Origin of the sequence: Pseudomonas pichavaramensis, assembly GCF_050473265.1 — a bacterium.
In the GTDB taxonomy this organism is placed as follows: domain Bacteria; phylum Pseudomonadota; class Gammaproteobacteria; order Pseudomonadales; family Pseudomonadaceae; genus Aquipseudomonas.
The window spans coordinates 16881-30450 of record NZ_JBJKFJ010000005.1 but is presented as its reverse complement, the minus strand read 5'-3'; the positions used below and the strand labels follow the sequence as shown (position 1 = coordinate 30450).

Annotated in this window: 12 protein-coding genes; 4 read left to right on the top strand and 8 right to left on the bottom strand. The window is 60.7% G+C overall.

The window, feature by feature from the left end; translation table 11 throughout:
* The first annotated feature begins 163 nt into the window (after positions 1-163).
* Positions 164-778, top strand: a complete 615-nt coding sequence (gene lexA / locus ACJRW5_RS09590) for a transcriptional repressor LexA (protein WP_310544471.1) — start codon at positions 164-166, stop codon at positions 776-778.
* Between the two features lie 10 nt (positions 779-788).
* Positions 789-1262, top strand: a complete 474-nt coding sequence (gene sulA / locus ACJRW5_RS09585; RefSeq protein WP_484570297.1) for an SOS-induced cell division inhibitor SulA — start codon at positions 789-791, stop codon at positions 1260-1262.
* 65 nt (positions 1263-1327) lie between these two features.
* On the opposite strand, the gene ACJRW5_RS09580 is transcribed toward sulA, so the two are convergent.
* The 6 genes from ACJRW5_RS09580 to fadB all read right to left on the bottom strand — a co-directional run bounded on the left by ACJRW5_RS09580 (position 1328) and on the right by fadB (position 8771).
* Positions 1328-1564 (bottom strand): hypothetical protein, encoded by a 237-nt coding sequence (locus tag ACJRW5_RS09580; RefSeq protein ID WP_484570296.1) that lies wholly within the window; start codon positions 1562-1564, stop codon positions 1328-1330.
* 80 nt (positions 1565-1644) lie between these two features.
* Complete coding sequence (locus ACJRW5_RS09575; RefSeq protein ID WP_484570295.1) at positions 1645-2169, bottom strand: DUF6586 family protein; 525 nt, start codon at positions 2167-2169, stop codon at positions 1645-1647.
* A 79-nt stretch (positions 2170-2248) separates the two neighbouring features.
* Positions 2249-4858: a type I DNA topoisomerase gene (gene topA / locus ACJRW5_RS09570; RefSeq protein WP_484570294.1), complete on the bottom strand. Its 2610-nt coding sequence runs from the start codon at positions 4856-4858 to the stop codon at positions 2249-2251.
* Between the two features lie 242 nt (positions 4859-5100).
* On the bottom strand, positions 5101-5343 hold the full coding sequence (locus ACJRW5_RS09565; protein ID WP_484570293.1) for a DUF1653 domain-containing protein: 243 nt from the start codon (positions 5341-5343) through the stop codon (positions 5101-5103).
* 74 nt (positions 5344-5417) lie between these two features.
* A complete protein-coding gene (fadA, locus tag ACJRW5_RS09560; protein ID WP_484570292.1) occupies positions 5418-6593 on the bottom strand; it encodes an acetyl-CoA C-acyltransferase FadA in 1176 nt (391 codons plus the stop codon).
* 30 nt (positions 6594-6623) lie between these two features.
* The gene (gene fadB, locus ACJRW5_RS09555; RefSeq protein WP_484570291.1) at positions 6624-8771 is read right to left on the bottom strand and encodes a fatty acid oxidation complex subunit alpha FadB; all 2148 of its coding nucleotides are present in this window, start codon (positions 8769-8771) and stop codon (positions 6624-6626) included.
* 468 nt (positions 8772-9239) lie between these two features.
* On the opposite strand from fadB, the gene ACJRW5_RS09550 reads away from it, so the two are divergent.
* Both ACJRW5_RS09550 and ACJRW5_RS09545 read left to right on the top strand, forming a co-directional pair.
* Positions 9240-10061 (top strand): hypothetical protein, encoded by an 822-nt coding sequence (locus tag ACJRW5_RS09550; RefSeq protein ID WP_484570290.1) that lies wholly within the window; start codon positions 9240-9242, stop codon positions 10059-10061.
* A gap of 138 nt (positions 10062-10199) precedes the next feature.
* A complete protein-coding gene (locus ACJRW5_RS09545) occupies positions 10200-10649 on the top strand; it encodes a universal stress protein (RefSeq protein ID WP_484570289.1) in 450 nt (149 codons plus the stop codon).
* Between the two features lie 96 nt (positions 10650-10745).
* Here ACJRW5_RS09545 and ACJRW5_RS09540 read toward each other — a convergent pair whose 3' ends face one another.
* On the bottom strand, positions 10746-11432 hold the full coding sequence (locus tag ACJRW5_RS09540; RefSeq protein WP_484570288.1) for a DUF6901 family protein: 687 nt from the start codon (positions 11430-11432) through the stop codon (positions 10746-10748).
* Positions 11433-11449: 17 nt separating this feature from the next.
* Positions 11450-13375 carry an ATP-binding cassette domain-containing protein gene (locus ACJRW5_RS09535; RefSeq protein WP_484570287.1) on the bottom strand — a complete coding sequence of 642 codons (1926 nt, stop codon included), beginning with the start codon at positions 13373-13375 and terminating at the stop codon, positions 11450-11452.
* Positions 13376-13570: the final 195 nt, after the last annotated feature.

The window sequence follows — 13570 nt, the reverse complement described above, 5'->3', positions numbered from 1 at the left end:
ATGAGCCGCCTTTTGGCCGACCGGTCACAGCTTACAACAGCACAGACGCTTATGGCTTCGCACGGGTAACAGACTGCGCGAGCGCGATAGAAAAATTGATCGTTGCTAACCACGGCTTACTGTATATAATCCCAGTCACTGTATATAAAGACAGAGCCCAGCCATGCTGAAACTGACGCCCCGCCAAGCCGAGATTCTCGCCTTCATCAAACGCTGCCTGGAAGATAACGGCTATCCACCGACTCGAGCGGAGATCGCCCAGGAACTGGGCTTCAAGTCGCCCAATGCAGCAGAGGAACACCTTAAGGCTCTCGCTCGCAAAGGCGCGATCGAAATGACCCCAGGTGCTTCACGCGGCATTCGCATTCCAGGCTTCGAGGCCGGCGCTGCCAACGAAGACGAAGGCCTGCCAGTGATTGGCCGGGTTGCCGCAGGCGCACCGATTCTGGCCCAGCAACATGTCGAAGAATCCTGCCAGATCAACCCAGCCTTCTTTCAACCCAAGGCCGACTACCTGTTGCGCGTACGCGGTATGAGCATGAAGGACATCGGCATCTTCGACGGTGATCTGCTTGCAGTGCATACCACCCGCGAAGCACGTAACGGGCAGATCGTGGTCGCCCGCATCGATGACGAAGTGACGGTCAAACGCTTCAAGCGCGAAGGCAGCAAGGTTTGGCTGATCGCGGAGAACCCTGAATTCGCCCCGATCGAGGTGGACCTGGAACATCAGGATCTGGTCATCGAAGGCTTGAGTGTCGGCGTAATTCGCCGCTAAAGGAGACGCCATGCAAGTGCAGCAGTCGTTCGAGCGTTCGCAGCTTCCCCTGTTCAACGCCTTTCTCGCCGACGCCCCAAGTGAGCCCTCCCTGGAAACCACTGGAACGGCTCCTTGTGAGGACGATCAGGCATTCAGCGAGCTGGCACTCCGAGGCACAGCCGGTCATTGCCTGCACTTGTTAGCCCCCATTCTGCGTGAATTGAGCCAGAACCAGGACGCGCGCTGGCTGACGCTGGTCGCACCGCCAGCAGCTCTTACACAAACCTGGCTGCGTGATGCTGGCCTGAATCGCGAATGCATCCTACTGCTGCAGCCACGCCTTGGCCAAAGCGCCCTGGAGCTTGCCGAGGAAGCCCTCAGGCTCGGCCGAAGCCATACGGTGATCAGCTGGTTGCACCCAGTGGAACGCAGCACCCGTCAGCGACTTGCGCAGGCCGCTCACGCCGGCGAGGCACAAAGCCTGAATATCAGCCTGGGTTAGATACCCAAGCACAACGAAAACGGGGCTCCATTGGAGCCCCGTTTTCGTTGATTCACCGCCAGCGATCAATGCAAGACGCGCGGTTCCTCTTCTTCACTGACGAAATCGCCTTCAGCCATTCGGCCGGCCATCTGCACACCCACGTTCAGCATGGCCTTGGCAACTTCAATGTGCTGCCCCTGCAGGAAAGCCTTGGCATCGGCGGAGAAATCCAGAGTCACCAACGCCTCCTCATCCTCTGCACGACGCAGGGCAATACGCCCATCAGGCAGCTCGACGATTTCCAGAAAGGATGTAGGCATGGCTCAGTCTCTGTACGAAAACACGACATTGTAACAGCCAGCAGGGATCATCCCCAGCCCACTGGTCCAGTTAAACCCAATCAGCACTCACTGAGGCCTTCGCGAAAACGCAAGACCAGGGTCTTGAGCTGCTGACGCCAGGCGTCGATGTCATCGACGCCTGGCGTCAGCACCACCGGCTCTTCACCAACACTGACCGCCGTGATCAAAGGCATCGCCGGATCGACCTTGGCCTTGCGCTCCTCGCGTGGCGGCAGGAACAACTCGCTGTATGCTGCCAGCAGCTGCGCCAGCCAGGTTTCACGCTGCTGCGCGAACTCGATCAGCTCAGCCAGCTCCGGACTGGGCGCGCCATCAAGTACCACCTGATGAACAAATGCATCTACGCGCGAAGGCGCAAGGTCGTTCATACGGTAATAGCCGGCGATCTCATGGCACAGACTGAGAACCGCGCCATACAGATGAAACAGCGCTGCCTCTCGTTCAGCCTGCACCAGCGCCTGCACATTGAACGCCGCCGAAGCTTCGGCCTTGCGCCAGTTATCCAGGGCGAGGCCAGCGAAGAAGATCTTCTGATTGGTGCGGGTATAGATTTCTTTTGCCATTGCGGCGACCTCCACTGCAGATCGAGCCATGGTACGCGCGCCAGCTCGTGCCGGCGCGCATTTCGTCAGGGCGCTGAAATCAGCGCTTGTCCTCGACCTTCCACTTGCCACCATCGAAGAAGGCACGCCAGCCGGTCGGCTTACCGTCGACCTCAGACTGCACGTACTGCTCCTTGGTCTTGCGGCTGTAGCGAATCACTGCAGGGCGGCCGTCCGGGTCCTTCTGCGGGGCGTCGCAGAGGAAATGGTACTTGGGATCGATCTCCTGCTTGTGCGGCACGATTTCCAACACCAGCGGAGCACGGGTCTCGCGGTTCTTCGGGAACTGGCTGGCCGCGAGGAAGAGGCCCGAGGCGCCGTCGCGCAGCACGTAGGTGTCATCCACCTTCTCGCACTTGAGCTCAGGCATCTCCACCTTGTCCATTTTCGGCGGCGCCGCTTCACCATTCTTGAGCAGCTTGCGGGTGTTCTTGCAGCTGGCATTGGTGCAACCGAAGAACTTGCCGAAGCGACCGGTCTTGAGCTGCATTTCGCTGCCGCACTTGTCGCATTCCAGGCTCGGCCCTTCGTAGCCCTTGATGCGGTACTGGCCCTGCTCGATCTCGTAACCGGTGCAATCCGGGTTATTGCCACAGATGTGCAGCTTGCGGGTTTCGTCCAACAAGTAGGCATCCATGGCTGTGGAGCAGATCGGGCAGCGATGCTTGCCCAGCAGCACGCGGGACTCGGACTCGCCCTCGTCGTCTGCGGCGATCTCGTCGCCCGGCACCAGGTTGATGGTGGCCTTGCAGCGCTCCTTCGGCGGCAATGCATAGCCGGAACAGCCGAGGAACACGCCAGTGGAAGCGGTACGGATCATCATCGGCCGACCGCACTCGCGGCAGGGAATATCGGTCAGGGTCGGTTGGTTGGCACGCATGCCGCCCTCGCCTGCTTCGGCCACTTCAAGTTTCTTCTTGAAGTCGGCGTAAAACTCGTCGAGCAGGTGCTTCCACTCGCGCTCACCCTGAGCCACATCGTCGAGATGCTCTTCCATGGTCGCGGTAAAGCTGTAATCCATCAGGTTGGCGAAGCTCTCGTCGAGACGCTCGGTAACGATGTCGCCCATTTTCTCGGCGTAGAAACGGCGGTTGTGCACCGTCACGTAACCACGGTCCTGAATGGTGGAAATGATCGCCGCGTAGGTGGAAGGCCGGCCGATGCCGCGCTTTTCCAGTTCCTTGACCAGGCTGGCTTCGGAGTAGCGCGCCGGCGGCTTGGTGAAATGCTGGCTGGGGTCGAGCTGGATCAGCTTGAGGCCCTCGCCTTCCTTCATTTCCGGCAGCACGTCGTCTTCACCGGGCTTGCTCTGCTGCGGCAGCACACGGGTGTAACCGTCGAACTTGAGGATGCGGCCCTTGGCGCGCAGCTCGAAGTCGCCAGCCGCCACAGTGACGCTGGTGGACAGGTATTCGGCCGGCGGCATCTGGCAGGCCACGAACTGGCGCCAGATCAGGTCATACAGGCGCTCGGCATCGCGTTCCATACCGGACAGCTGGGTCGGACGCAGGTTGACGTCGGACGGACGAATCGCTTCGTGCGCTTCCTGAGCGCCTTCCTTGCTCGAGTAGAGGTTGGGTTTGCCCGGCAGGTACTTGTCGCCGTACTCGCTGCCGATGAAGCCGCGCACCATCTCCACGGCATCGGCCGAGAGGTTGGTCGAGTCGGTACGCATATAGGTGATGTAGCCGGCCTCGTAGAGACGCTGGGCCATCATCATGGTCTTCTTCACACCAAAGCCCAGGCGGTTGCTGGCGGCCTGCTGCAGGGTCGAGGTGATGAAGGGCGCCGATGGTTTGCTGCTGGTCGGACGATCCTCGCGCTTGGCCACGCTGTAGCTGGAAGCCTTGAGCTTCTCCAGCGCGGCCATGGCCTGGGCTTCGTTGACCGGCTTGAAGGCCGAGCCCTTCTCGCGTACCACCTCGAAACGCACCTTAGCGTTCTTCGCGGTGCCAAGGTCGGCGTGCACTTCCCAGTATTCTTCCGGTACGAAAGCGCGGATTTCTTTCTCACGCGCTACCACCAGCTTCACCGCAACCGACTGCACGCGGCCGGCAGACAGGCCACGGGCGATCTTCGCCCACAGCAGCGGCGAAACCATGTAGCCCACCACGCGGTCGAGGAAGCGCCGCGCCTGTTGCGCGTTGACGCGGTTGATATCGAGATCACCAGGCTTGGAGAAGGCATCCTGAATCGCCTTCTTGGTGATTTCGTTGAACACCACGCGCTTGTAGCGGGCGTCATCACCACCGATGGACTCGCGCAGGTGCCAGGCGATGGCTTCCCCTTCGCGGTCCAAGTCGGTCGCGAGATAGATGGTGTCGGCATCCTTGGCCAGGCGGCGCAGCTCGTCGATCACCTTTTCCTTGCCGGGCAGGATCTCGTACTTGGCCTTCCAGCCGTGCTCGGGGTCGACGCCCATGCGGGCGAACAGCTGACGTTTGGCCTTTTCCTTGGGCGACAGCGCCGGTGCTTCGCCAGCAGCGGCCTTGCCGCGCTTGGCTGGCTCCTTGGCGGCGCTTGCCGAGCCGCTGGTAGGCAGGTCACGGATGTGGCCGATGCTCGACTTCACCACGTACTGGCTGCCCAGATACTTGTTGATGGTCTTGGCCTTGGCCGGGGATTCCACGATGACCAGCGATTTGCCCATGGATCAGAAAATTCCTGAATTGCGAAATATAGAAGGCACGGAGCCGAGGGTGTTTACAAAGCAGCGAGCGAAGGTCAGGCAAGGCGAAAACAGTCGAAAAAGCGCAGTGTACGGGTTGTACATGAGCATTTTGAGGCTGGTTTCAGCGCAGCATGGCCGAGTGCAGCGATTTGTAGACGCCCTCCAAGGCCCCGCTATATATAGTGGTGACCAAGCGAAGGTCAAGCGCAGGGTCTGCGCAATCAGACTTGATGCGCCCCAATGGGGCTGGCCTCAGCCTGAATCAAAGCAAAGCGTGGAACGCGCTTGCCGTCCACCTCGACCTCTTCGCAGAACATGCTCAGCGGCCGCACCCAAAGGCCGAATTCGCCGTACAGCGCCTGATAAACCACCACCTCTTCCTCGGTTTCGGAATGACGTGCCACACCGAATACACGGTATTGCGGGCCTTTGTAGTGGCGATAGAGTCCTGGCTGCAACTGCATTGAGAGGTTCCCGATAAAAAAGCCTTAAAAAGCAAAACCGGGGCACTGGGCCCCGGTTTCGTGTCCGCTAGCGCTTAAACGCGCTCGAAGACGGTGGTGATGCCTTGGCCAAGGCCCACGCACATGGTGGAGACACCCAGGGTGCCGCCGTTCTGCTTCATGACGTTGAGCAGGGTACCGGAGATACGGGCCCCGGAACAACCGAAGGGGTGACCCAGGGCGATCGCGCCGCCGTGCAGGTTGACCTTCTCTTCCATCTTGTCGAGTAGTTTCAGGTCCTTCAGCACCGGCAGGGCCTGTGCTGCAAAGGCTTCGTTGAGTTCGACGAAGTCGATGTCGGCCATGCTCAGACCTGCGCGCTTGAGCGCTTTCTGCGTGGACGGCACCGGGCCGTAACCCATGATCGCCGGGTCGACACCAGCAACGGCCATGGCACGTACCACGGCCATCGGCTGGATACCCAGATCCTGAGCACGCTGGGCGCTCATGACGATCATGCAGGAAGCGCCGTCGGTGATCTGCGAGGAGGTGCCCGCAGTTACGGTGCCGCCTTTCGGGTTGAAGGCAGGCTTCAGAGTAGCCAGGCTTTCAAGGGTGGTTTCCGGACGAATGGTTTCGTCATAGTCGAACATCTTGAGGAAACCATTCTCGTCGTAGCCCTGCATCGGGATGATCTCATCCTTGAACTTGCCTTCGACGGTGGCCTTGTGCGCCAGACGGTGCGAACGCTCACCGAAGGCGTCCTGCGCCTCACGGCTGATGCCGTGCATCTTGCCCAGCATCTCGGCGGTCAGGCCCATCATGCCGGACGCCTTGGCGGCGTACAGCGACAGGTGCGGGTTCGGGTCGACACCATGCATCATGCCGACGTGGCCCATGTGCTCCACACCACCGACGACGAACACGTCACCGTTGCCGGTCTGGATCGCCTGCACGGCAGTGTGCAGCGCGCTCATGGACGAACCGCACAGACGGCTGACGGTCTGGCCGGCACTGGTGTGCGGGATCTGGGTCATCAGCGACGCCATGCGCGCGATGTTCCAGCCCTGCTCCAGGGTCTGGTTGACGCAGCCCCAGATCACGTCCTCGACTTCGGCCGGATCGACCTTGGCGTTACGCTCCAGCAGCTTGCTGATCAGGTGCGCAGACATGGTCTCGGCGCGGGTATTGCGGTGCATGCCGCCCTTGGAACGACCCATCGGGGTACGACCGAAGTCGACGATCACTGCATCTCTAGGATTCAGGCTCATAAATTCACTCTCGCTCTAGTCGTTGCGCGCTTAACCGAAGAACTTCTGGCCGTTGGCGGCCATTTCGCGAAGTTTTGCAGTCGGGTGGTACAGCGCGCCCAGGTCGGCGTACTTGTCGGCCAGGGCGACGAACTCGGCGACACCGATGGAATCGATGTAGCGCAGCGCACCGCCACGGAAGGGAGGGAAGCCGATGCCGTAGATCAGGCCCATGTCGGCCTCAGCTGCGGTGTCGACGATGCCGTCTTCCAGGCAACGAACGGTTTCCATGCACAGCGGGATCATCATGAAGTTGATGATGTCCTCGTCGGTGACTTCACGCTCTTCGACCACGATCGACTTGAGCAGCTCGTAGGCAGCCGGGTCGGAGACCTTCTTCGGCTTGCCGCGCTTGTCGGCCTCGTAGGCGTAGAAGCCCTTGCCATTCTTCTGGCCCAGGCGGTCGGCTTCGTACATCACGTCGACGGCGGTCTTGCCTTCCACGGCCATACGATCCGGGAAGCCTTCAGCCATCACGTCACGACCGTGGTGACCGGTGTCGATACCAACCACGTCGGACAGGTACGCCGGGCCCATGGGCCAGCCGAACTTCTCCATCACCTTGTCGATACGCACGAAGTCGACACCGAAGCCCAGCAGCTTGGAGAAGCCACCGAAGTACGGGAACAGCACGCGGTTGACCAGGAAGCCTGGGCAGTCATTGACCACGATCGGGTTCTTGCCCATTTTCTTGGCGTAGGCAACGGTGGTGGCCACGGCCACTTCGCTGGACTTCTCGCCACGGATGACTTCGACCAGCGGCATCATGTGCACCGGGTTGAAGAAGTGCATGCCGACGAAGTTTTCCGGACGCTTGAGCGCCTGGGCCAGCAGACTGATGGAGATGGTCGAAGTGTTGGAAGCCAGGATGGCGTCTTCACGCACCACGCCTTCCACTTCGGCCAGCACGATCTGCTTGACCTTGGGGTTCTCGACCACGGCTTCGACGACGATATCGACGTTGCCGAAATCACCGTAGGACATGGTCGGACGAATGGCGTTGAGGGCCTCGGCCATCTTCGCCGGCGTCATGCGGCCCTTCTCGACGCGCTTGCCGAGCAGCTTGGACGCCTCGGAAAGGCCCATCTGGATACCCTCTTCACGGATATCCTTCATCAGGATCGGCGTACCCTTGGAGGCCGACTGGTAGGCGATACCGCCGCCCATGATACCGGCGCCGAGTACGGCAGCCAGTTTCACGTCGCGGGCGATTTCGTCGTGGTGCTTGGCCTTCTTCTTCAGCTCCTGGTCATTCAGGAACAGACCAATCAGGCTCTCGGCAACCGAGGTCTTGGCCAGTTTGACGAAGCCGGCGGCCTCGACTTCCAGCGCTTTGTCACGACCGAAGTTGGCAGCTTTCTGAATCGACTTGATCGCCTCGACCGGAGCCGGGTAGTTCGGGCCAGCCTGGCCGGCGACGAAGCCCTTGGCGGTTTCGAAGCACATCATCTGCTCGATGGCGTTGAGCTTGAGCTTTTCCAGCTTGGGCTGACGCTTGGCCTTGTAGTCCAGCTCGCCGGAGATGGCGCGCTTGACCAGGTCCAGTGCAGCATCCTTGAGCTTGGCAGGGGCGACGACGGCGTCGACGGCGCCGACTTTCAGCGCATCGTCAGCACGGTTTTCCTTGCCCGAGGCGATCCACTCGACCGCGTTATCGGTACCGATCACGCGCGGCAGACGCACCGTGCCGCCGAAGCCCGGGTAGATGCCCAGTTTGACTTCCGGCAGACCGATCTTGGCGGTCTCGCTCATCACCCGGTAGTCACCGGCCAGGCACATTTCGAAGCCGCCACCCAGGGCGATGCCGTTGATGGCGACCACGGTCGGCACGGCGAGGTCTTCGAAATCGCTGAAGATCTTGTTGGCTTCCAGGTTGCCAGCCACCAGCTCTTCGTCGGGCAGTTTGAAGTTGTCGACGAACTCGGTGATATCGGCGCCGACGATGAATACGTCCTTGCCACTGGTGACAATCACGCCCTTGATCGAACCGTCAGCCTTGATCGCGTCGACGGAAGCGCGCAGCTCGTTGAGGGTAAGACGGTTGAATTTGTTGACGGACTCACCCTTGAGGTCGAAATTCAATTCGACGATGCCGCTCTCAAGAGCCTTAACCGTGATGGCTTTACCTTCGTAAATCATCAACTGATCTCCACGGTATGGAAGCTGAACAGTACACATCGGAGCCAACCGGCAGGCCTGCCCGCGACACAGCCGTCGAGCATAGCCCCAATCGGTACGACACACCCGCCGACGCGATATTCGGGCTGTGTTGGCGCGCCTGACCAGGCAAACGCTCAATTCATACGCCCGTTTGATTTGGGTGTGCACACCTTCGGGGAAAAGCCCGCGCTTGTCAATTGGCCTCGTTTCGACGTTTTTCCGACGATTTCTGCAACCCCGGTCACGCGCGGCCTCCAGGCGACTCCGATAAATAGCGTCAATATCGCGCCATTGCCGGCGTTTTCGTGCCCGTTGAGGGCACTCCCGGATGCCTAGCCAAACGCCCATGCTCCGGGTACAGTCGTCTCACTTTCGGCTGGCACAGCGCCACCCGTCTGCTAATACAACAACAAATCGAGCCCCATGACGGGCCAAACGGAGTTGCCAATGTCGAGCCGCCGTTCGCTTGCATTTCCACTGAGCACACTGCTCGTTTTGATTATCACGCTGCTCTCCTCTTCCGCGCTCCAGGCCGCGCCAGCCGACGATTTGCTGCGCCTGCACCAATTGCGCCTGGCAACCCAGAAAAGTCTCGGCGACTTCTACATGTACAACGGCATGGAGGGCGACCAGCGCTATGCGCGCATGATTGGCGAATCCCTGCAGCAGGTTGAGGCGCACCTCAATGCGCTGGGCGACATGCCCGGCGATGCCAGCAAAGCACTGCGTGCGCAGCTACAGCACAACTGGCAGACGTACCGAAACTCGCTGCAAGCCTTGATGGACGCCATGCGCACGAAAGGCTATACCGACCTTCAACCCGTCGCAGACCTGGCTGACAGCAATCAACACCTCATGGCCATTAGTCAGGAGCTGTATCAGAAAATTCAACAGGAAAGCGGTCACGCCGTCCCACCGCTTACTCAGAAGAGCCGCGAGCAGAGCCTGCTGATGCAAAACATCGCCCTAGACTATGCTTCGCGTAGCGCGTCGGTCGGCGCCAGCTTCTTTGGCGGCGGCGAGGAGCGGGCAATCGACGAACTGGCCGGAGAGTTCGCCAACAAGCTCGATAGCCTTAGCAGCGCGCAGCAGAACACTCCGCAGATCAGTGCAGCCTTGAACGCCATTGGCACCAAATGGCGTTACATCGAGAAATCCCTGCACAACTACAACGAAAACACCGTGCCCTTTCTGATCAGCAAGTACTCCGACAGCATCATCGAAGGTCTGGAAGGCGTATCAGCGCAATATGCCGCCAGCCAGCATTGATGCCCTGCATTCCGGCCTGCCTGGCCCCCTCTGCCCGGTGCTCGCACCGGGCTTTTCTTTTCATGTTCGGTCGCCCTATCTCACGCAATGGGGCCATACTTGATACAGCGCTATTTGCCCCTTAAGGAGGAGTTCACCATGCCCTACCAGCATATTCTGGTCGCCGTAGACCTGACCGAAGAGTGCGATCCCGTAGTGGTCCGCGCGCAGAAACTGGCACAAGCCAGCGGAGCGAAAATGTCATTGGTGCACATAGTCGAGCCCATGGCCATGGCCTTCGGCGGCGACGTACCGATGGACCTGTCGATGCTGCAGCAACAGCAGTTCGAACAGGCCCGCGAACGCCTGGACAGCTTCTCCGGCAAATACCCCGAACTGACTGCAGATCAGCGTCACCTGGCCTACGGACAGCCGCGCCAGGAGATTCATCGCCTGGCCGAAGAACAAGGTTGCGATCTGATCGTGGTGGGCAGCCATGGCCGTCACGGCCTGGCACTGCTACTGGGCTCCACAGCCAACGACGTGCTGCATGGCGCCCCCTGCGACGTGCTCGCGGTACGTCTGAAGAAACCGGAAAAAGGCGCTTAAGCGTAGGGTGCGCCATGCGCACCGGACACAGCACTGACACTCGGGACCTTCGCAGCAGCGGTGCGCGCGGCGCACCCTGCGTAAGCCGCCGATGCCTTATTCGAACGACTCGCCCGCACTCATGACCAGCGGGCGAATTTTTTGCAGCTGGGTCTCCAGCGACACCGTCATGCTCGACGACATGGAGAAGAAGGTCAGGAAGGCCTTGAGGTTGGAGTCACCTTCACAGGTATCGTGAATACGCTGCCAGAACGCCTGGTTGACCAGTTTCAGTTGCTGGAACAGTCGCACCAGTCCCTTGAGCTCCCAATCCGCCAGGCGTCCTTCACGCATGTTGAAATACTGCCGCGTCAGGTAGAGCGACACCGCACGCAGGATGAACTCCTGGTTGCTGGCAAACGGCAAGTGGTTTTGAGCCATTGGTCGCAGCCGCCCCAGAAGCGGGCAGGCGCTGGTAGCCATGATCACCCCCAGCAAAGCGCGCAACCCCTCCTCCAGCCCTAGGTGCTTGGTGTATTCACGCTCAGGTGTGCGTACCCAGACGCTGGCCTTCTTGAACGCCGGCAGACCGCGAAAATCCTCGATGACCCGATGCAGATCCACCGCAGCCGGGCAATTGCTGAACTGCTCACGGCTGAGCGGGCAGTTGCTGCATTGCTGGTGTCCGAGACGCGTCCAGGCCGGCGCCTGCTGCGCCTGCCCGGGGTCGTACTCTCGATTCAGCTCGATCCGGTAGCTGAACTGGTGGTTGTCATCCAGGGTGATACGGTACTCGATGGCCATACCTGTTCGTTCCTTCGTCAGCCTTCCAGCTCTGCCCAGCGCTCAAGCAAGCTGTCCATTTCCTTCTGCAAGTTTTCGAAACGCACCAACACCTCCGTGGTGACCGGTGACGGCTGCTGGTAGAAGCCAGGGTCAGCGATCTGCTCCTGCAACACAGCCATCTCCTGCTCCAGCGCATCGATCTGCCCGGGGATTGCTTCGAGCTCGCGCTGCAACTTGTAGCTGAGCTTCTTCTTCGCCGGCTCACTGCTGTCCTGCACCGGTTGCGGCGCCGCTGCCGCCGGCGCCTCGACGACGGCACTGGCCAGCTCGGCTTTGCCCGACTTGCTTTCACCGACCCCGAGCAGACGCGGCGAGCCGCCCTGGCGCAGCCAGTCCTGATAGCCACCGACGTACTCACGTACTTTGCCATCGCCCTCGAACACCAGGGTGCTGGTCACCACATTGTCGAGGAAGGCCCGGTCGTGGCTGACCATCAGCACGGTACCTGGGAAGTTAAGCAGGACTTCTTCAAGCAGTTCCAGAGTTTCCACATCCAGGTCGTTGGTCGGTTCGTCGAGCACCAGCAGGTTGGCCGGCTTGCTGAACAACTTCGCGAGCAACAGTCGTGCCCGTTCGCCGCCCGACAGAGCCTTTACCGGCGTACGCGCACGCTGCGGGCTGAACAGAAAGTCGCCCAGGTAGCTCAGCACGTGACGGTTCTGACCATCGATGGTGATGAAATCACGCCCTTCGGCGACGTTGTCGATCACCGTTTTTTCCGGCTCGAGCTGGTGACGCAATTGGTCGAAATACGCCACTTCCAGTTTGGTGCCGACTTCGATGCTGCCCGAACTCGGCTGCAGGTCACCCAACAACAATTTGAGCAGCGTGGTCTTGCCAGTGCCGTTGGCACCGAGCAGACCGATACGGTCGCCGCGCTGCAATACCATGGAGAAGTCCTTGACCAGGAACGGGCCGCCGGCATGGGCAAAGCTGACATGCTCCGCCACCATCACCTGTTTGCCCGACTTGTCTGCAGTCTCCAGCTGGATGGTTGCCTTGCCCTGACGCTCGCGGCGCTCCGCGCGCTCGGCGCGCATGGCCTTGAGCGCACGTACACGCCCTTCATTGCGGGTACGGCGAGCCTTGATGCCCTGGCGAATCCACACTTCTTCCTGAGCCAGGCGTTTGTCGAACAACGCGTTGGCGGTTTCCTCGGCGGCCAGTTGCTGCTCCTTGTGCACGAGGAAGCTGGCGTAGTCGCCATTCCAGTCGATCAACCCGCCACGGTCGAGCTCGAGAATGCGCGTGGCCAGGTTCTGCAGGAAGGAGCGGTCGTGGGTGATGAACAGCACTGCGCCGCCGAAGTCCTTGAGCGCCTCTTCCAGCCAGGCGATAGCGCCGATGTCGAGGTGGTTGGTTGGCTCGTCGAGCAGCAACAGATCAGGCTCGGACACCAGCGCCTGGGCCAGCAGCACGCGGCGGCGCCAGCCACCGGACAGCTCGGCCAGGGTCTTGTCGGCCGGCAGTTGCAGGCGGCTCAGGGTGCTGTCGACCAGTTGCTGCAGACGCCAGCCGTCCTTCGCCTCCAGCTCCTGCTGGACGTGCATGAGTTTTTCCAGGTCTTCATCGCCATGGATGTTTTGCGCCAGATGGTGATAGCGCGCCAGCAACTCGCCGACCCCGGCCAGACCTTCGGCGACGACATCGAACACCGTGCGCTCATCGGCTCGCGGCAGCTCCTGCGGCAATTCACCGATCTTCAACCCAGGCGCGCGCCAGATTTCGCCGTCGTCAGGCATCTGGTCACCCTTGACCAGGCGCAGCATGCTCGACTTGCCAGTACCGTTGCGACCGATGATGCACACCCGCTCACCCCGTGCAATCTGCCACGACACCCCGTCGAGCAGGGGCATGGCGCCGTAAGCGAGGGATACGTCAGCGAACTTGAGCAGGGTCATGGGCACCTCCAGAAACAGGGGGCGCATTCTACCCGAGATGCAGGCAGGCTGTTGCCGTTTCGCGCCGGCAGCAGCGCTGCACTTTTTCAAGCGGTATGCGGCAGGGCTCCGCTTTATTTGCTGCATATGTCCGTCCGGCGTAGCGCCATTCACCCTGCCTTGATGAAGCGCTAAGCTAGAGGTATGCAACGACAC

Excerpts from the sequence above, each read along its gene's own strand:
- lexA (WP_310544471.1), top strand. The coding sequence starts at position 164 with ATGCTGAAACTGACGCCCCGCCAAGCCGAGATTCTCGCCTTCATCAAA.
- sulA (WP_484570297.1), top strand. The coding sequence starts at position 789 with ATGCAAGTGCAGCAGTCGTTCGAGCGTTCGCAGCTTCCCCTGTTCAAC.
- ACJRW5_RS09580 (WP_484570296.1), bottom strand. The coding sequence starts at position 1,564 with ATGCCTACATCCTTTCTGGAAATCGTCGAGCTGCCTGATGGGCGTATT.
- ACJRW5_RS09575 (WP_484570295.1), bottom strand. The coding sequence starts at position 2,169 with ATGGCAAAAGAAATCTATACCCGCACCAATCAGAAGATCTTCTTCGCT.
- topA (WP_484570294.1), bottom strand. The coding sequence starts at position 4,858 with ATGGGCAAATCGCTGGTCATCGTGGAATCCCCGGCCAAGGCCAAGACC.
- ACJRW5_RS09565 (WP_484570293.1), bottom strand. The coding sequence starts at position 5,343 with ATGCAGTTGCAGCCAGGACTCTATCGCCACTACAAAGGCCCGCAATAC.
- fadA (WP_484570292.1), bottom strand. The coding sequence starts at position 6,593 with ATGAGCCTGAATCCTAGAGATGCAGTGATCGTCGACTTCGGTCGTACC.
- fadB (WP_484570291.1), bottom strand. The coding sequence starts at position 8,771 with ATGATTTACGAAGGTAAAGCCATCACGGTTAAGGCTCTTGAGAGCGGC.
- ACJRW5_RS09550 (WP_484570290.1), top strand. The coding sequence starts at position 9,240 with ATGTCGAGCCGCCGTTCGCTTGCATTTCCACTGAGCACACTGCTCGTT.
- ACJRW5_RS09545 (WP_484570289.1), top strand. The coding sequence starts at position 10,200 with ATGCCCTACCAGCATATTCTGGTCGCCGTAGACCTGACCGAAGAGTGC.
- ACJRW5_RS09540 (WP_484570288.1), bottom strand. The coding sequence starts at position 11,432 with ATGGCCATCGAGTACCGTATCACCCTGGATGACAACCACCAGTTCAGC.
- ACJRW5_RS09535 (WP_484570287.1), bottom strand. The coding sequence starts at position 13,375 with ATGACCCTGCTCAAGTTCGCTGACGTATCCCTCGCTTACGGCGCCATG.